The following is a 17,932-nucleotide window of genomic DNA, read 5'->3' as shown; positions in this document are numbered from 1 at the left end:
ATGGAATTCGGTGCTCTCTTCCAAGGACTCCTCACGGTCCTCACCCCCGAGAACCTGCTCTTCGCCCTCCTCGGCTGCGTGCTCGGCATGCTCGTCGGCGTGCTGCCCGGCTTCGGGCCCGCCGCCGCGGTGTCGCTGCTCATCCCGGTGACCTTCGGGCTCTCGCCCACGACGGCGATCATCATGCTCGCCGCCATCCTCTACGGCGCCGCCTTCGGCGGCACGATCACCGCCGTCCTGCTGCGGATCCCCGGCGAAGCCTCGTCGGTGGCCACGACCCTCGACGGGTACGAACTCGCCAAGCGCGGCCGCGGCGGCCCGGCCCTCGTGATCGCGGCCGTGGGGTCGTTCATCGGCGGGCTGGTCGGAGTCGTCGGATTCGTGCTCGTCGCCCCCTTCGCGCGGATCGCGCTGGAGTTCGGCGCCCCCGAGCTGTTCCTCGTGTCGTTCCTCGGGCTGCTGCTCATCACGAGCTTCGCGGGCAGCAACCCCGCCAAGGCGCTCATCAGCGCCGGCGTCGGCCTCGCGATCGCGACGGTCGGCCTCGACCCGGGCGTCGGGATCGTGCGCTTCGGGTTCGACATGCCCCAGCTTTTCGACGGCATCGGCCTCGTCGCGATCGTGATGGGCGCCTTCGGGCTCAGCGAGATCCTCGCCCAGGCCCAGCGCGGCCCCGCAGGTATCGCCAAGCCGCTCTCGATCGGACGGCTCTACCCCACTCGGGACGACTTCCGCCGCTCGTGGAAGCCCTTCTTCCGCGGCTCAATCATCGGCTTTTTCATGGGCCTGCTCCCCGGCTCGCCCGGAGCGGCGACGTCGCTGGCCTCGTACGCCGCCGAGAAGCGCTTCTCGAAGAAGCACCGCTCCGAGTTCGGCCGGGGCGCCATGGAGGGCGTCGCCGGGCCCGAATCCGCCAACAACGCCCTCGCGGTCTCGTCGATGATCCCGCTGTTCACCCTCGGCATCCCGACGTCGGCGACGGTCGCCATCATGGCGGGCGCGTTCACCGTCAACGGCCTCATCCCCGGACCGCTGCTGTTCCGCGACAACCCCGAGGTCGCCTGGGCCATCATCGCCAGCTTCCTGGTGGGCAACGTCATCCTGCTGATCCTCAACGTGCCCCTCGTGCGCGTCTGGATCGCCGTGCTCCGCCTGCCGTTCGCCTACCTGATGGCCGCGATCCTCGCGTTCATGTTCCTCGGCACGTACTCGATCAACGGCAGCACCTTCGAGATCTTCGTCATGGTCGCGGCGGGCGTGATCGGCTACGTCTTCCACCTGCTGCGCGTGCCGCTGACGCCGCTCGTGCTCGCGATCATCCTCGGCCCGATGCTCGAGGAGAACTTCCAGCGGTCGCTCGCCCTGTCGCGCGGTGACTGGGGAGTGTTCACAAGCAGCCCGATCGCCACCGGCCTCCTCGTGGTCTGCGCCCTCGCCGTCGCGCTCGGAGCGAGCCGCCCCGCGCTCGCCGCCTTCGTGCGGTCACGGTCGCGGTCCCGTTCCCGCGCACGGGTCGACGCCTAGTCCCGTCCCCGCACCCTCGTCATCCCGACACATTCAGCATCCCCGCACATTCGTCATCCCCACCAGAAGGAGAAAACAGCATGCGAATCCGCTCCCTGACCCTCGGCGCCGTTGCAGCCCTGGCTGCCGTGGCCCTCGTCGGATGCTCGTCCGCCACCGGATCGACCTCGAGCGGCGACGGCGCCGACGAGGCCTGGCCCGCCGCCGGAACCGACATCGAATGGATCGTCCCCTCGGCGGCCGGTGCCGGCAACGACATCCTGGCCCGCATCGTTGCGCCGGCCATGCAGGAATCCCTCGACGCCAACATCCAGGTCGTGAACCTCGAGGGCGGCAGCCAGGTCGTCGGCCTCAGCAAGCTCGCCACCTCGGCACCCGACGGCACGACGTTCGGCTACACGAATATCCCGTCCATCCTCGGTCGCTACCTCGACCCGTCGAAGAACGCCACCTTCGATCGCGAGAGCTTCCTGCCGGTCGGTTCGTTCGCCACCAACTCGGTCGTGATCGGCGTGGCCGCGAACAGCCCGTACAAGACCATCGACGACCTGTTCGACGCCGTTCAAGACGACCCCGGCACGATCACGGCGGGCACGGACTCGCGCGCCGGCGACGACCACGTCAACCTGCGGATCCTCGAGAACGAACTCGACCTGGGGTTCAACATCGTCCACTACAACAGCGGTGCCGACAAGGTGGCCGCGGTCATGTCGGGCGAGGTGAACTTCGCGCTCGGCGGGGTCTCGAGCTTCTACGGTCCGTACAAGTCCGGCGACATCCGCCTGCTCGCGATCGTCGAAGACGAGCAGAGCGAACTCATGCCCGACGTGCCCACGCTGTCCGGCGAGGGCTACGAGGTCGCGCCGATGAACAGCCGCTTCACCCTGTCGGTGCCGGCGGAGACGCCCGAGAACATCCGCTCCTCGCTGGAGGCCGCCCTCAAAGTCGCCGCCGAAGACCCCGCGGTCATCGAGAAGCTCACCAACGCGGCCACCGTCGCATCCTGGATGCCGGGAGCCGAGGTCGCGAAGCTCTGGGAAGAGCGCGAAGCGACGATCTCCCCGATCATCGACGAACTGCTGCAGGTGTCGCCGTGACCTCGGCCGTGGCGACGAACGTCATCGAGCGCGCTTCCCTCAGCGCCTCCGAGCGCGAGCGCCTCGCGCCCCTGGCCGCCTCGGCGGTCGTCGACTCGATGCAGCGCCTCGGATCTCCGGATGCCGGCATCTCACCGACGTGGGTGGGTGCGCGCCTGGTGGGACCGGCGCTGACCGTGCTCACGGCGGCGGGCGACAACCAGATCGTCCACGCCGCGCTCGACGTCGTCCAACCGGGCGAGGTCATCGTGCTCAACGGCTTCGGTGACACCACGAGGGCGCTGATCGGCGACCTCATCGCCGAGCGGGCGCTGAGTCTCGGGGTGGCGGGCTTCGTCGTCGACGGATGCGTGCGCGACGTCGACGCCATCCGCGAGCTCGGGCTCCCCGTCTTCGCCCGCGGGGTGACTCCGGCCGGTCCCTACAAGAACGGTCCCGGGGTGATCGGCGGCGCAGTCGCGATCGGGGGAGTGGCCGTGCTCACGGGCGACGTTGTGGTCGCCGACGCCGACGGCGTCGTGTTCATCCCGCGCGCACAGCTCGACACGATCGTCGACCTGGCGGAGCACAAGCTCGAGAGCGAGGCCCGGAAGCGGGCGAGCATCCGGGCGTCCGTGATCTGAGCCCCACCGGGGCCGGCGTCACTCCAAAAGAGGAAGGGCCTCGCGCGAACGGCATCCACCGTTCGTGCGAGGCCCTTCGACATAGGTCAGTCCTGAAGGAACGGGTAGTCCGTGTACCCGCGCTCGTCGCCGCCGTACACGGTGGCCTGCTCCACCTCGTTCTCGTCGGCGCCCTTCTCCCAGCGCGCCACGAGGTCGGGGTTGGCGATCGCGGGGCGACCCACCGCGACCAGGTCGGCGATTCCGTCGTCGACGACCGACACGGCCTCGTCGCGCGTGGTGACGCTCGAGAAGCCGGAGTTCACGATGACCGTGCCACCGAACGCGCGGCGGAGGTCCTGGATCAGCTCACCCGCGGGGTCGGCGTGCAGCACGCTCAGGTAGGCGAGGCCCAGGGGCGCCAGGCCGGCGATCAGCGCCTCGTAGGTGGCGCGCGTCTCGGCGTCATCCTTCTCCCACACGTCCTGAATGTTGTGGGCGGGCGAGATGCGGATGCCGACGCGACCGGCGCCGATCTCGGCCACGACGGCCTCGGCCACCTCGACGACGAAGCGGGCGCGGGCCTCGGGCGATCCGCCGTAGCCGTCGGTGCGCTGGTTCGAGGCGGGGGAGAGGAACTCGTGCAGCAGGTACCCGTTGGCGCCGTGCAGTTCGACGCCGTCGAAACCGGCATCCACTGCCTTGCGGGCGGCGGCGACGAACTCGTCGCGGACGGTGGCAAGCTCGGCGGTCTCGAGTGCGTGGGGGGTGGCGTAGGCGACCTTGGTGCCGTCGGCCAGGCGGGTCTCGCCCTCGATCGCGATGGCCGAGGGGGCGACGATGCGGTCGGTTCCGGTGATGTCGGGGTGCGTGACGCGTCCGCCGTTCATGAGCTGCATGAAGACGGTGCCGCCCTCGGCGTGCACGGCATCCGCGACCTTCGCCCAGCCCGCGGCCTGCGCGTCGGTGACGATGCCCGGCTGACCGGGGTACGCACGCGACTCGGCGCTCGGGAACACACCCTCGGTGACCAGCAGGCCGATGCCCGCGCGCTGCGCGTAGTACTTCGCGACGATGGGTCCGGGGACGCCGTTGGCGTCGGCGCGGAGGCGGGTCATCGGGGCGAGCGACACGCGATTGCGGACGTCGACATCGCCGACGGTGGTGGGGCTGAACAGGCTCACGGGAGTCCTTTCGTGGGGAACGGGGGCCACGCCAAGCCAACGAGAGGCGGCGGCTGCCTATTCCACAGGGGCGAGGTGACGCGGCCGGGAGGCTTGACGGCGGGGCCGGGCGGACTCGTGGGGGCGTGGACCGGCGCCCGGACTCGCGTCGGGCGGAGGGGACGGATGCCACGACGGTGGCGAGGCGGCCAGAGGTCGCCGTGGGAGCCCGAAACTGCCTCTGGTCAGGAACGATGTCGGCGAGGAAGATGAGCAGCGTCGCAGCGTCGCCCACCCGAAAGAACGGTCCTCCGATGGCATCCCTCTTCGAAACGTCCCTCGACGATCGCGCCACGACCTTGCGCGAAGCGCTCGGTTCGCGTGTCGTCTTCGCCCACGAGCCCGAGTACGACGTCGTGCGGGCGCCCTGGAACCCCACCGCCGACCAGCGGCCGTTCGCCGTCGCCACCCCCGAGTCGGCCGACGACGTCGTCGCGATCGTGCGCGCGGCGACGGCCGCCGGTCTGCGCGTCGCGGCGCAGTCCACCGGGCACGCGGCCCCGGGGCTCTGCGAGACCGACCTCTCCGACGGGGTGCTGGTGCGGCTCGGCGCGCTGCGCGGGGTCACCGTGCACCCCGAGACCCGCACCGCGACCGTGCTGGGCGGGTCGCACTGGAACGACGTCCTGGATGCCACCGCCCCGCACGGCCTCACCGCCCTTCACGGCAGCGCGGGCGACGTCTCGGTCGTCGGGTATTCGCTCAACGGAGGTGTCTCGTTCTACGCGCGGGCACACGGGCTCGGCATCAACGCCTTGAGGTCGGTGCAGATCGTCACCGCCGACGGCACGCTCGTGCGCGCGAGCGCCGACGAGAACACCGACCTGTTCTGGGCCGTGCGCGGAGGGTCGGGGTCGTTCGGCGTCGTCGTCTCGATCGAGATCGACCTGCTGCCCTACGCGGACGTGTTCGCCGGGATGCTGCTGTGGGACGCCTCGCACACGGAGGCGGTGAGCCGCGCGTGGGCGGAGTGGACGGCATCCGCTCCCGAATCCGTCACCTCGACCCTGCGGGTACTGCACCTGCCGCCCCTACCCGAACTGCCGCCCTTCCTCTCGGGACGCTCGCTCGTCGTGATCGATGGAGCCGTGCTCGAGACCGACGCCCGCGCCGACGAACTGCTGCAACCCCTCCGCGACCTCGCGCCCGAGATCGACACGTTCGGGCGGATCCCCTCGCCCGGACTCGTGCACGTTCACATGGACCCGCCGCAGCCGACGCCCGCGGTGACCCGCCACCGGATCCTCGAGACGCTGACCGACGAGGCCGTCACGGCGTTCGTCGCGGCATCCGCGGATCCGGCGCTCTTCGTCTCGGAGCTGCGACACGTGGGCGGGGCGGCCTCCCGACCGGTGCCGGCGGGTGGGGCGGTGTCGGCGATCGCGGGCGACTACATCGTGCACGGGATCGCGGTGCCTCCCGTGCCCGAGGCGGTCCCGGCGGCGCGCGCCGCGGCCGACACCTTCATCGGGCGCTTCGTGCCGTGGGCGAGCGAGGCACTGGTGCTGACGTTCCTCGACGGCGGCTCGGACCGCGCCCCGGGCTTCGGGGCGTCGCTCGATCGGCTGCGCGCGCTGAAGACGGAGTGGGACCCGCGGAACGTGTTCGCGGCGGCGAACCCGGTCGTGCCGGCGGGCGGCTGAGCGGGGGCGGTCGCGCGACCCGGCCCGGGTCAGAGGGCGGGCAGCACGGTCTCAGTGAGGTATTCGCGCAGCCGCGGGACATCCCGCGCGAGGGTGCGCCAGACCCGGTGCGGGTTGAGGTCGTCGTCCCGATGCGCCGCGAAATTGCGCATGTCGATGATCTGCCGCCACGGCTGGTCATTGAAACGCTCGCGGACGGGCGCGGGGATCTTGGCGACGGCCTCACCGATGCGGATCAGTCCCATCTCGGCAGCCCACTGCGCGTGCACATCAGTCATGAAGTGGTCCTCGCCGCGCGCGACGATCTGCGCGATCACCTCGCACACCGCGATGACACGCGCCGCGGCATCCCGAGTCCTCTGAGGATCGGCGGTCACAGCGCTACAGCTTCGCGCAGCACTCTCTCGCGGAACTCACCACGAAGAGTGTCGGATGCCACGACATCCACCTCGACGTGGAGGAGGTCGGCGAGGGCGAGACGCAAGCCGATCTCATCCAGAAGGCCGGCCTCGGGGGTGAAGTCCACGAGCAGGTCGACGTCGGAGGTTGCCGTCTCCTCGCCTCGCGCGATGGACCCGAAGATGCGCGGAGCCGTGGCGTGATGCTCGGCGACGATCCGGTGAATCTCGTCGCGGTGTCGGAAAAGCCGCTCGTTCAGGGTGCCAACCAGCGCACTACGGATGCGGTTGAGAACCTCCGCGCTGGGCTGACGCCGGCCGTTCTCGTACGCCGAGATGTTGGGCTGCGGCACACGCGCGGCGCGAGCGAGCTCGGCCTGGCTCATGCCCGCCGCCTCCCGGCCCGCTCGAATGTTCACGGGACCAGTGTACGAGAGGGGTTATCGGGGTCGATATATGCCTTCTGCTCGGACGGTCTGAGGTCGCGCCGGGGGCTTCTGGGAGGGCGAGGACGTCGCCCGGGTCGGGGGCGGCGCAATGGCCGCTGCTCTGCCTGTCGCACCGGGCGCGAGGCATTCACCCGGCACCTCTCATCCTCGTTCACCCAGAAGGGGCGGGCCAGAGGAGTAGGACTGACGTACCGCGACGCTGGGCAGGCGGATCCATCGAGCTCGGAGGAGAGAGATGCCACACACGTGTACACGACCTCGCGGCGGGAGAACGGACCGGTCAATCGGGGCGCCCATCGAAGGGCCGCCCCGATGACGCCGTCCACGTATCGCACCTCCCTGAGACTTCGGCTGTCGATCCTCTTCTCTCCGGTGCGGCTGATCCTCTGCGTGGCATCGTTCGCGTGGTTCGTGGTGGTGAGCGCGCTGTACATGGGTCGCGGGCAGGGCGCCGAGTGGTGGGGGCCTCTGTCGGTGATCCCTCTGCTGACCTTCACGGCCTGGACCGTCGCGACGGACATGCGGCATCGACGAGAAGAAGCGGAGCAACGTCCGACGGCGGACGGGGACGGAGAGAGCTGATCTCGAGAGACCAAGGGAAACGGATGCCACCCCCACCGGCACCCGCTCCCCTCGACGGCCCCGGAGCTACCGCCGCACCTCCACCCCCACCGGCTTGCTCACCGTGGTCCCGGAGGCGTTCGTGAACTCAACCCGGTAGGTGTGCGTCCCGACGCCGGCTCCGGTCACCGCGCCGCGCGCGGTCTGCGGGAGCGGCGTGCGCGCGGTGAGCGTCCCCTCGGCCACGACCGTGTCGCCCTCGAGGAACCGATAGCTGGTCGCGTTGGTTCCCGACCGCAGGGTCGCGGTGAGGGTGAAGGTGCCGTCACGGTCGCGGTTGTCGTGGGTCAGCACGGGAGTCGCGGGCAGGGCTTTCGTCACCTTCACCGTCGTGCTCGAGGTCTTGGTCACGCCCTTCGCATTGACCAGTTCGCCGGTGTAGACGTAGGTGCCGTTCTTCTTGCCCGAGACCGCGACCTTCGCCGACTGCGGAGCCGTGCCGCGGTACTCCAGCGGAACCGTGGCGATGAGTGAGCCGTTCTCGTACAGGCGGAAGGCCGTGGCGTTCTGTCCTTTCAGCAGGGTCATCCGCACGGTGTAGTCACCGGTGGAGAACAGGTTGTCGTGCCAGAGCGTCGCCATACCGGGCTTCGCGGTCGCGCCATCGGGCACGGTCACGGGCGCCGACCAGTCCGACCGCGGCGACTCCCCGACGGCGTTGACCGCGATGACGGCGAAGCGCGCCGTCGTACCGGGTGTCATGCCGGTGACGGATGCCGTGAGCGATGCGGTCGTGGCCACCGCGGCATCCACTCCCTCCCGGTAGACGCGGTACTCGGTGACGGGCGAACCTCCGTCGGCGGCGGGGGCGGTCCACGAGACCGTGGCGCCTCCGGTCTGCGCGGTGGCGGTCACCGCCGTGGGTGCTCCGGGGGCTTCGTCGGCCTGCCACATCGTGGGGAGGAGGGGTGTGACGCGGATGCTGTCGATCGTCGCCGTGCCTCCCTCGGACCACGCGGTGATGTCGTCGGCGCCGGCGTTCGGGAACACCTGGTGGGTGATCGTGGTGCGCCCACCCGCGGCGAAGAGCTCGACCGAGGCGCGGTCGAGATAGGCCTCGAGCGTGACGGTGCCGTCGACGAGGGCGACCGGGGCGTCTTCGACCGAGGCGAAGGCGGGGTGGAAGCCCACGTTGCCCGAGTCGCGACGGTCGACGAACACGCGTCCCGTGGTGGTGTCATAGCCGATGCGGGTGCCCGAGGTGTCGTCGCCGAAGACGGTGATGCCCGCCTGCTCGGCATCCCCCGGCCGCAAGGTGACGTCGACCTTGACGACATCACCGGCGAGCCGCAGGTCGGTCTCGCCGTCGACCGTCACGTTCGTGCGGGTCTGGGCGTTCGCGGCATCCATTCGTCCTTCGATCTGGGGGACGACTCTCTGGGTGAGGCGCGGGCCCTCGGCGGTCGACGTGAGGGCGACCTCGCGGGGGAGGGCCATCGAGCTCCGCCACGGGGAGGTGGGGATGTCGTTGGCGTAATCCCAGTTGTTCATCCACCCCTGCATGACCCGGGTGTCCTTGTCGGGCGTGCCGGAGTAGGTCACCGTGGCGTAGTAGTCGCGGCCCCAGTCCAGCCAGTCGTAGCTCTCGAGCCGCGTGGGCGCGGCCTGATCGGCGAACATCACCTGGTCGAGCAGGATGTGACCCCACCCGGAGCGGTTGTTGTCGATGACCCGGATGCTGGCCTGCCGCCCCTCGAACTCCGAGACGTTCCAGCTGGCCCAGTCGAGGTTCTCGCTGTTCGACCCGGTCGCCGAGCGGACGACCTCACCGTCGACGACGAGGTTGACGCTCGTCTCGTCGCTGCGCACCTGTGCGGGGGTGTCACCGACCACGACGTGGTCGAAAGTGAGGTGCCCCCACCCGCCGGTCGCCTCGTCGCGGATGCGGATCTGCGCCTGCCGGTCGGCGTACTCCGACACGTCCCACGACACCCAGTTCAGGGCGCCGGCTTCGGGTCCGGTCTGCGAGCGGACCACCTCGCCGTCGACCACGAGCTCGGCCTGCAGGGTACCGTCGGTGCGCTTGCCGCCGCCGATGAGGAACGACACGTAATCGCCGTTCAGCGTGAATGCGGGGGAGAGCATCTCGCCGGTGTTGTCGTCGCCGCGCGGACCGCCCTCCCACGTGTTGATGCGCTTCGCGCCGAGGTAGTAGTCACCGCCGGCGGCGGACGGGTTGCGGGCCGGGTCGGTGGCGAAGTCGCCGGTGAGCTGCCATCCCGTGTCGGCGAGGGTCTGTCCGTCGGCGGTCTCGAAGTCGAACACGGTCGTGCCCGCGGGCGGGTCGTTCGCGAGCTGCGAGCCGTCGATATGCGGGTGGTTGCCGCCGCCGACGAGCAGGTCGATGTACGGGGCCGACACGGTGAACGTTGGGGAGTCGAGTGTGCCGACCGGCCAGTCGCCGTCGTGGAACCCGTTGACGAGCCCCGCGCCGACATAACCGGTGACCGGGCTCTGCCCGTCGAGGGCACCGGATGCCGGGGACAGGCCCCACGGCCCGTCCTTCCAATTGCCCGGCTCGTTGCCGAGCATCCACCCGTCGAAGGTGCCGTCGTCGAAGCCGGCGAAGACGTCGCCCGTGGGGGTGGCCTGCATGCCCTCGGTGCTCTCGCTGGTGAACGTCGTGCCGTCGAACTCGCCGACGAAGTACTGCCCGCCGCTGCCGCCCCCGACCGCTCCCGGGTTGAGGTTGACCACCATGACCCACTTGGTGGTGTTCGGGTCGCCATCGACAGGGAGCTCGAACAGGTCGGGGCATTCCCAGATGCCGCCGGTGGAGTTGGCGGGGCCGAAGTCGGACAGGTAGTCCCAGTCGCGCAGGTTCGCGCTCTTGTAGAGCACCACCTTGTGGTCGAGCGCCTCGACGGCGGCCATGACCCAGTACGCGCCGCCGGGTCCGTCGTACCAGAACACCTTCGGGTCGCGGAAGTTCGCGGAGTTGCGGTCGAGCACCGGGTTCTGGTCGTACTTCGTCCAGGTGTAGCCGTCGTCGAGGCTGTACGCCAGCGACTGCGCCTGCAGCCCCGCGCGAGTCGGGTGGGCCGGCTCGTAGGCGCTCGTGTAGATCGCGATGAGGGGGGCGTTCGTGCCGTCGCCGAACCCGGACGTGTTCTTTTCATCGACCACGACGGAGCCCGAGAAGATGCTCTCGATGGGCCGGCCCTGCTCGTCGAACGTCTGCGGGATGGCGAGCGGCTGCTCGGTCCAGGTCAGCAGATCGGTGCTGGTGGCGTGGCCCCAGCTCATGTTCCCCCACCGGTCGCCCTGCGGGTTGTGCTGGAAGTAGAGGTGGTAGACGCCCTTGTGGAACACCATGCCGTTGGGGTCGTTCATCCAGTTGCGCTCGGGCGAGAAATGTACGAGCGGGCGGTAGGGCTCGTCGCCGGGGGCGGGCTCCGCGGCGGTGGATGCTAGGGATGCCGCGGGGGCGGGCGTCGCGTCGGCGGACACCGCGGGGGTGGAGGCGGCGAGGGTGACCGCGGTCGAGGGCCCGGCGACGGCGGATGCCCCGGATGCCGGCACCGCGGGCAGGGGGCCAGCGTAGGCCGGCGTGATCGCCGTGGCACCGAGGGTTGCCGCCAGGGCGACGGTGGTCGCCGCGGCGATCGCTCGGAATCGGTTTGTGGGCAGGCAGATTTTCACACGCGCTCCTTTGTGCGTGCCGCCGTGAGGCAGCGACTGACATCGATGTCAGTCCATTGCGCACGAAGCTAAGCGGTGGGCGTCGAGTGAGTCAACGGTTAACGCCGTTAACCTAGTTAACCAGGGGAAAATCCGTCGAGAAGGGCCTCGGCGAGACCTGATTCGGCGCCGTGCTACGGCATCCAGAACCCCAGCGCGCAAAGCAGACGCGTCTCGTCGTCGGCATCCGCCGGCGGGTCGATGGCCGGAGGGAACACGCCCCACTGTCGCCACTCGTCCGCGTGCGGGGTGACGTGCTCGGTGAAGCCGTCGACCAGTTCGGGGGAGAGGTGGAAGGGGATGCCGAAGTGCTTCGCGATCGAGTACGCCTGGAACGCGCGATAGGTCGCGAGGTGAGCGAACCCCTCGGCGGCGGGATAGTCGCCGTACGTGAAGCGGAACGTCTCGGCGATGTCGCCCTTCTGAACCGCGGTGGTCGCGGTGTCGTTGAGGGCGTCGTACGCGGCGATCGGGTCGTCGCCCAGCAGATCGGCGTCGGCGAACGGGTCGCCGTCGGCTGCCGCTCGACCCGCGATCACGTCGGGGATCCACGCTTCGTCGTAGGCGTGCCGCCCGAGGATGTCGAGCAGGGTGGGTGACTCGTGCTGACTCCACTCCTTCGGCACCGAGGCCGAGAAGTCGGCGGGATCGAGGCGGTCGACGACCTCGCGCAGCGCGGCGTCGGAGCGGAGGAAGAGTTTGGCGGGGCTCATGGCGCTCACGGTACTCCGGGCCTCCGACGTCGACCAGGGGGATGCGGCGAACGGCGCGGGTCACTCGAACGAGACGAGGCCTGCCCGCGCCGCCCGGATGAGCAACTGCACACGGTCGCGCACGTTCCACTTCGACATCAGGCTGCTGAGGTGCGCCTTGACCGTGCCCTCCGAGACGTTCATCGCGCGGGCGATCTCGGCGTTCGACTTGCCCGTCGCCAGCATCTCCAGCGTCTCACGTTCGCGGTCGGTGGGCTCCTCGTGTTCCGCGAGTCCTCGCACCTCGGGCTGGGGCGCGTGCTTGATCGAGGCGATGAGCTTGCCCGTCACCTGGGGCGACAGCACCCCGTTCCCGGCGTGGATGCCCCGCACCGCCGCGACGATGTCGTCGGGGTCGGTGTCTTTGAGCAGGTAGCCCGACGCACCCGCGCGCAGCGCTGGGAGCACGGCATCCGTCGTCCCGAAGGTCGTCACGGCGATGACCCGGATCTGCGGCCACTGCGTGGTGATGCGCGCGATCGCCTCGACGCCGTTCATCGTGGGCATCTGCAGGTCCATGACGACCACGTCGGGCTGGAGCGTGCGTGCCTTCTCGACGGCATCCAGGCCGTTCTCGGCGTTGCCGACCACCGTCATCTCATCGTTCTCGAGGAAGATCGACAACGCTCGACGCACCAGCATCTCGTCGTCGGCGATGAGGACACGGATCTTCGCCATGGCCCGAGCTTATCCACCGACCGGGGGACTCGACCTCGACGAAAGTCGAAGGATGCCCCAGACGAACGGCCGATGGAAGCCCTTTCGGGACGCGACAGGATTCAAGAACATCGATACGGATCAGCACGAATCGGGGGGATGAGATGCCGGGAATCTGGAGCTACATGTGTCAGGTCATGGGGATCTGCTCCTGACGAGCGATCCGACCGATCGCGGGCGCGGGGTCGTCCGGGCCGCGCCCCGCGATCGATAATCGAGGCATGGCCGAACAGACCGTGCAGAGCGAATGGTGGCGCGGTCTCGCCGCCACCTGGCGATCCGATCGGCTCTCCCGGGTCGAGGCCATCGTCGTGCTGTTGCTGGTCGCCCTCGGCACGGCCGCCGGAATCGTCGTCGCCCTCTTCGCGCGCCCCGACGCCGTCGGCCCCGCCCTCTTCCAAGCGGCGTTGACGGCGTCGTTCGCGCTGTTCGTCTGGACGCCGTTCGGCGCGGTCGCGGTGCTCGTGGCATGCGTGCCCCTCTCCTACGCCTTCGCCAGCGAACGCGAGACACTGCTGGTGCTCGCCATCGCGCTCGGCCTGGTCGTCCGCACCGGCGCCCGGGTCGTCATCGCCCTGTTCGCCGCGGCGTTCCTCGTCGCGAGCGCCGCGATCGTGCTGGCCTCCGACCCGGGCGGATTCAACCTGCCCGCCGCCCTTCTCGCGGCCGTGGTATCCGGCGCGGTGGGGCTGGTCACGCGCATGGCGAGCGACCGCGGGCGACGACTGGAGGAGCGCCTCGCCGTGAGCGCACGCGCGCAACAGGATGCCGCGCGCGCCGAGCGCCAACGGATCGCCGACGAACTGCACGACGTGATCGCCCACGACCTCACCATCATCGCGATGCACGCGCAGGTGCTGGTGCGCACCGACGACGTCGGTACCCGGCAGCAATCGCAGGCGGCGATCAGCGAATCCGCCGCGCGAGCGCTCTCGGATCTGCGCCGCGTGGTCGCCGAGAACTCCGACCTGCTCGCCGGCGACCCCTTCGGAGCGACCGGACTGTCGGATGCCGTCGACGCGGCCGAACACGAACTCACCACCGCGGGACACCGGGTGGTCGTCGACTGCGCGGCGAGCGACGTGGTACTTCCGCGCGTGGTGGAACGCACCCTCGCCCGGGTGCTGCGCGAGTCGACCACCAACGTGCTCAAGCACGGCGGCGGAGGCGACGTGCGCATCGGATTCCGCGTCGACGACGACGCCGCGACCCTCACCCTGCGCAACAGCCTCGGCGGCGAACGGGTGGCGGGGCTCCCCTCGGGCGGGTACGGGACCGTGCGCATGGCCGAACGCGCGCGGCGCCTCGACGGCACCTTCACCGCCGGCCGGGACGGCGGCGACTGGCTCGTGACCGTGCGGATCCCGCTCGGCTGAGGCGGATTCGCCCCACCCCGACCCGGCCACGCCGACCCGGCCACGCCGACCCGGCCACGCCGACCCGGCCACCCCGACCCGGCCACGCCGACCCGCGCACGCCCCGCCGCGCACGGCCCGCCGCGCACGCCCCGCCGCGCACGCCCCGCCGCGCACGGCCCGGGGCCGCGGTGACGAACCGGCCGTGAGCCGCGCGCTGGTCTCCGGACGGCCGAGGCGAGCCGACGAAGGGCCAATCGGGTGTGGCCGTTCGTCGGTGTCGACGCCGCGGCCCCGGTGGAAACCTTCCTGATGCGCCGGACACCGACGACCGCCGGGGTCGCGGGCGGCGCCCACCGCAACGAAGGGTTCCCACGATGACAGAGCGCAACGTCTCCCTCCTCGAGGAGATCGCCGAGCAGGACCAGGCCCTCACCTCGGCCGGTCAGGGATGGACCACCACCATCACCTCGCTGACCTGTTACGGCGTCAGCTGGGTCGCCGGCAACAACGGCCAGATCTGTACGGCGACGGTCGAGTGCCAGAACAACTGCAACTGACACGACGGCCCCGGCGCGTGGTGGCCTCTGCCGCCACGCGCCCCCTCCGAAAGGCGAACGAATGAGCCCCGTAGCAACCATCGATCGCGTCGAGCGGATGCTGGAGAACGTCCTGTCAGCCGCCGACGAGTCCGAGCGGGCCACCGCGACGACGGTGGCCGCCGACCTGCTGAGCGCCCCCGCGCCCCGGTCCCTGTCGAACGACGAGCAGACCGCAGTGATCGACGCGCTGCGCGCGCCCGGTCCGACGGCGGGGCTCGTCGAGCTCGTCGACGCCGTCGCCCGCGCCCTCGCCGGTCCGGAATCGGCCGCGATGCTGCGGCATCCGATGATCGACCCCGACGGCCGGGTACCCCAGCAGCTGCGCACGCACCTGCGCGAACGCGCGGCGGACGCGATCGGACGCGTCGTCGTGCACCTCGTCGACGACTTCCGTGCAGTGACGCACGCCTCGGTCGACGCACCCGCGGGATTCGGTCCGTTCATCGACTGGGTGACCGGCCCCGGACGCGGGCGCCTCTTCACCGACCACGCCGACGCGCTCGCCGCGACACGGGCCGCCCTCGCGGCATCCGTCCACGCCCTGGGCGAGATGCTGGAGCGCGTCGAAGACGACCGCGAAGCCCTCGCCGCACTGACCGGCGGGTCGGACCGCGCACGGCTGAGCTCCCTCCGCGTCGGGGCCGGCGACACGCATGACTGCGGACGCGTGGTCACGGTGCTCGAGTTCGACGACGGCGCACGCGCCGTCTACAAGCCGCGATCGCTCGCCGGAGACGCCGCCTTCGTCGCCGTGCTGCAGTGGATGCGTCGCGAGGCCGGCATCGCCCTTCCCTGGGTGCGCACCATCGATCGCGGCGACTACGGCTACGCGGAGTTCGTCGACCGCATCGGCGACCTCTCCCGCACCCGGGCGCGCACCTACCTGCGCGACGTCGGCTCGCTGCTGGCAATCCTGCAGGCCCTGCGCGCCAACGACATGCATTTTGAGAACATCGTCATGGGCCCCGAAGGGCCGGTCGTCATCGACGGCGAGACCCTGCTCACGCCTGTGGCCCGGCACCTGCCCGACTACGCCGACGGTGCCGCATCCGACGTCGCCGGCCGCAGGATCTCGCGATCGGTGCTCGGAATCGGCATCCTGCCGACGGTCATCGGCGCCGCGAAAGACGATCCGGGACTCGACATCGGCGTGCTCGGCTTTCGCGGGGGACAGTGGAGTCCCTTCCGCAGCGTCGTCATCCGCGACGCCCAGTCCCTCGATGTGCACACGGCCCTCGCCCGCACCGAGGTCTCGGGAGACGCCCCGGCCGACACCTTCAGCGCCCTCGACGCCGCCGAGCAGCGTGACGCCGTACGCGCCGGGTACCGGGCGACGGCCCTCGCCCTCGCCCACCGGGCCGACGACCTCGCCGACGTCGTCGCGCACGCCTTCTCGAACGTCCGCGTGCGGCACGTGCCGGCGGCGTCCGCGCTCTACCGCCAGATCCTGACGCTCGCCCACCACCCGCAGGCGTGGAGCGACCGCCCGCTGCGCGCCGCCGTGCTCTCGCGGGTCGTCCTGCGCCGCGGGGACGCCGCCGATTCCGCCCTGCAGGCGTCGGAGGCCGCGCAGCTCGCCCGGGGCGACATCCCCCACTTCACCATCCGGGCGGACTCGACCGTGTTGACCGACGCTGACGGCCGAACGTTCCCCGCGTTGATCGAACGCTCGCCCATCGACAACGCCCGCGAGGGCATCGCCGCCCTCGCCGCCGAACTCGACGCGCAGGACCGTGCCATCGACCTGGCCTTCGTCTCCTCGCTCAGCACCGATGATGACGTGACGGCATGGCCGGACTCCCCCTCGTCCGGCGGCGGCGAGGAGGCGTCGGCAGTGGCGCGCGGCATCCTGGACGATCTGGTCGCCTCGGTCGTGCGCGGAACCGCGCCGCGCTTCCCCTCGACGTGGATCGATCCGCAGGTCACCGTGCCCGACCAGGCGCAGTGGGCGCCCGGCACGCTCGGCTACGACCTCTACGGCGGAGCCCCCGGCGTCGCCCTGGCCCTCGCGGCCGGAGCAGCGGTGTTCGGCGACGACCGCTACGCCGACGTCGCCCTGTCGGTGCTCGATCCCATCGCGCGCCAGTTCGCCGACGGCGTGATCGACGAGCTCCCCTTCGCCGTCGGGGGCCTCACCGGCGCCGGCAGCACCGCCTACGCGCTGTCGGTGGGTCACGCGCTCCTCGGTCCCGGCTCCTTCGCGCTGGACCGCGCCGCTCTCCTGCGGGTGCTCGGGCGCGGGGTCGGCGGCCCGGACCAGTCGTGGGACCTCGTCAGCGGAACGGTCGGGGCGCTCGCCGCCGCGCTGGCGGTCGACGACGGGACCGGGACCGGGACGGTGGATGCCATCGCTCGCCGCGTCCGCGCGCAGTCACCGCTCTTCGACACCGACACCGCCTACACCGGCTACGCGCACGGTGCGGTCGGTGCCGCGGCGGTGCTGCTGCGCGCGGGAGCGCGCCTGGACGACCACGCCCTCACCGCGACCGGCGCGCAGCTGCTCCGTCGCGTGATGGACACGCGCCGGGAGACCGGCTGGCCGCGCACTTTCGCCGCCCACGATCGCACCGCCGGCCATGCGTGGTGCCACGGATCGACCGGCGCGTTGCTCGCGGCCGCCGAAGCGCACACGATCGACGCGGACCTCGTCTCTCCGGCCGAGCTGGTCGAGCTGTCGCGTGACGTGCTCGCGGAGGGACTCGGCAACAACCCCACCCTCTGCCACGGCGACGCGGGCACCATCGACGTGCTCGCCTACGTCGGCGCCGTCTCCCCCGACCTCGTCGTCGACGGGCGCCTCGTCTCGCGCCTGGCTCCCGTTCTCGCCGCGGGAGCAGCGTCGGCCTTCGTCCGCGCCCGTTCGGGCAGACGCAACCGGTACGGCTTCGTGTCGTCCCTGATGATCGGCTCCGCCGGCACCGCGTGGGCGCTCATGCGCGCGCAGCGCCCGGACCTCCTCCCCAGCGTCCTCGGACTCCACAGCCCCCTTCTCGACGAGAAGGCGGAATCCATGCACACCCACGAAGAGAAGGAAGGCACACCATGACCAGCAACACGCACAACCGCACCGGCTTCATCGCGGAGGACGACCTCGTCCTGCTCTCGGAGAACGCCCAGGACGTCTCGGCCGGAACGACGACGGCTCCGTGCGCCGTCGCCGGCCTGACGATCGCCGCGACGGCCGCACTTCCGGGCTTCTGTCCGACCGGGGCGTGCACGACCCGCTGCACCAAGGGCTGAGACCCTCGGGCCTCCGCCGCCCCNGGCG

General features: G+C 70.8%; 15 protein-coding genes. 9 read left to right on the top strand and 6 right to left on the bottom strand.

Annotated elements, in window-relative coordinates:
* The 3 genes from ACTJJP_RS11375 to ACTJJP_RS11365 all read left to right on the top strand — a co-directional run bounded on the left by ACTJJP_RS11375 (position 1) and on the right by ACTJJP_RS11365 (position 3,244).
* A complete protein-coding gene (locus ACTJJP_RS11375) occupies positions 1-1,524 on the top strand; it encodes a tripartite tricarboxylate transporter permease (protein ID WP_440775124.1) in 1,524 nt (507 codons plus the stop codon).
* Between the two features lie 80 nt (positions 1,525-1,604).
* Positions 1,605-2,621 carry a tripartite tricarboxylate transporter substrate binding protein gene (locus ACTJJP_RS11370; protein ID WP_440775123.1) on the top strand — a complete coding sequence of 339 codons (1,017 nt, stop codon included), beginning with the start codon at positions 1,605-1,607 and terminating at the stop codon, positions 2,619-2,621.
* Positions 2,618-3,244 (top strand): methyltransferase, encoded by a 627-nt coding sequence (locus ACTJJP_RS11365; protein ID WP_440775122.1) that lies wholly within the window; start codon positions 2,618-2,620, stop codon positions 3,242-3,244. The genes ACTJJP_RS11370 and ACTJJP_RS11365 overlap by 4 nt, the downstream gene beginning before the upstream one ends.
* A gap of 86 nt (positions 3,245-3,330) precedes the next feature.
* Here the strand turns inward: ACTJJP_RS11365 and ACTJJP_RS11360 are convergent, their stop codons facing one another.
* Positions 3,331-4,407, bottom strand: a complete 1,077-nt coding sequence (locus tag ACTJJP_RS11360; RefSeq protein ID WP_440775121.1) for an alkene reductase — start codon at positions 4,405-4,407, stop codon at positions 3,331-3,333.
* A 293-nt stretch (positions 4,408-4,700) separates the two neighbouring features.
* Between ACTJJP_RS11360 and ACTJJP_RS11355 the strand changes: the two genes are divergently transcribed.
* On the top strand, positions 4,701-6,089 hold the full coding sequence (locus ACTJJP_RS11355) for an FAD-binding oxidoreductase (protein WP_440775120.1): 1,389 nt from the start codon (positions 4,701-4,703) through the stop codon (positions 6,087-6,089).
* Between the two features lie 29 nt (positions 6,090-6,118).
* Here ACTJJP_RS11355 and ACTJJP_RS11350 read toward each other — a convergent pair whose 3' ends face one another.
* Positions 6,119-6,406 (bottom strand): HepT-like ribonuclease domain-containing protein, encoded by a 288-nt coding sequence (locus ACTJJP_RS11350; RefSeq protein ID WP_440775119.1) that lies wholly within the window; start codon positions 6,404-6,406, stop codon positions 6,119-6,121.
* 56 nt (positions 6,407-6,462) lie between these two features.
* Positions 6,463-6,906: a helix-turn-helix domain-containing protein gene (locus ACTJJP_RS11345; protein WP_440775118.1), complete on the bottom strand. Its 444-nt coding sequence runs from the start codon at positions 6,904-6,906 to the stop codon at positions 6,463-6,465.
* Positions 6,907-7,248: 342 nt separating this feature from the next.
* Between ACTJJP_RS11345 and ACTJJP_RS11340 the strand changes: the two genes are divergently transcribed.
* Positions 7,249-7,518: a hypothetical protein gene (locus tag ACTJJP_RS11340; RefSeq protein WP_440775117.1), complete on the top strand. Its 270-nt coding sequence runs from the start codon at positions 7,249-7,251 to the stop codon at positions 7,516-7,518.
* A gap of 66 nt (positions 7,519-7,584) precedes the next feature.
* Here the strand turns inward: ACTJJP_RS11340 and ACTJJP_RS11335 are convergent, their stop codons facing one another.
* The 3 genes from ACTJJP_RS11335 to ACTJJP_RS11325 form a co-directional block, all read right to left on the bottom strand.
* Positions 7,585-11,007 (bottom strand): GH32 C-terminal domain-containing protein, encoded by a 3,423-nt coding sequence (locus tag ACTJJP_RS11335; RefSeq protein WP_440775258.1) that lies wholly within the window; start codon positions 11,005-11,007, stop codon positions 7,585-7,587.
* Between the two features lie 365 nt (positions 11,008-11,372).
* On the bottom strand, positions 11,373-11,951 hold the full coding sequence (locus ACTJJP_RS11330) for a hypothetical protein (protein WP_440775116.1): 579 nt from the start codon (positions 11,949-11,951) through the stop codon (positions 11,373-11,375).
* Between the two features lie 60 nt (positions 11,952-12,011).
* Positions 12,012-12,668, bottom strand: coding sequence for a response regulator (locus tag ACTJJP_RS11325; RefSeq protein WP_440775115.1), 657 nt, complete (start codon positions 12,666-12,668; stop codon positions 12,012-12,014).
* A gap of 260 nt (positions 12,669-12,928) precedes the next feature.
* Here ACTJJP_RS11325 and ACTJJP_RS11320 point away from each other — a divergent pair, with 260 nt between their 5' ends.
* The 4 genes from ACTJJP_RS11320 (at position 12,929) to ACTJJP_RS11305 (ending at position 17,904) form a co-directional block, all read left to right on the top strand.
* A complete protein-coding gene (locus ACTJJP_RS11320) occupies positions 12,929-14,083 on the top strand; it encodes a sensor histidine kinase (protein ID WP_440775114.1) in 1,155 nt (384 codons plus the stop codon).
* A gap of 356 nt (positions 14,084-14,439) precedes the next feature.
* Positions 14,440-14,622, top strand: a complete 183-nt coding sequence (locus ACTJJP_RS11315; protein WP_440775113.1) for a plantaricin C family lantibiotic — start codon at positions 14,440-14,442, stop codon at positions 14,620-14,622.
* 61 nt (positions 14,623-14,683) lie between these two features.
* Positions 14,684-17,710: a type 2 lanthipeptide synthetase LanM gene (lanM, locus tag ACTJJP_RS11310; protein ID WP_440775112.1), complete on the top strand. Its 3,027-nt coding sequence runs from the start codon at positions 14,684-14,686 to the stop codon at positions 17,708-17,710.
* On the top strand, positions 17,707-17,904 hold the full coding sequence (locus tag ACTJJP_RS11305) for a class II lanthipeptide, LchA2/BrtA2 family (RefSeq protein WP_440775111.1): 198 nt from the start codon (positions 17,707-17,709) through the stop codon (positions 17,902-17,904). The genes lanM and ACTJJP_RS11305 overlap by 4 nt, the downstream gene beginning before the upstream one ends.
* Positions 17,905-17,932: the final 28 nt, after the last annotated feature.

The sequence above is a fragment of the Microbacterium sp. 22296 genome, from assembly GCF_052045385.1.
Classification (GTDB): domain Bacteria; phylum Actinomycetota; class Actinomycetes; order Actinomycetales; family Microbacteriaceae; genus Microbacterium.
Note: the sequence above shows the minus strand (reverse complement) of the source record. Positions and strands in the feature narration are given on the sequence as shown.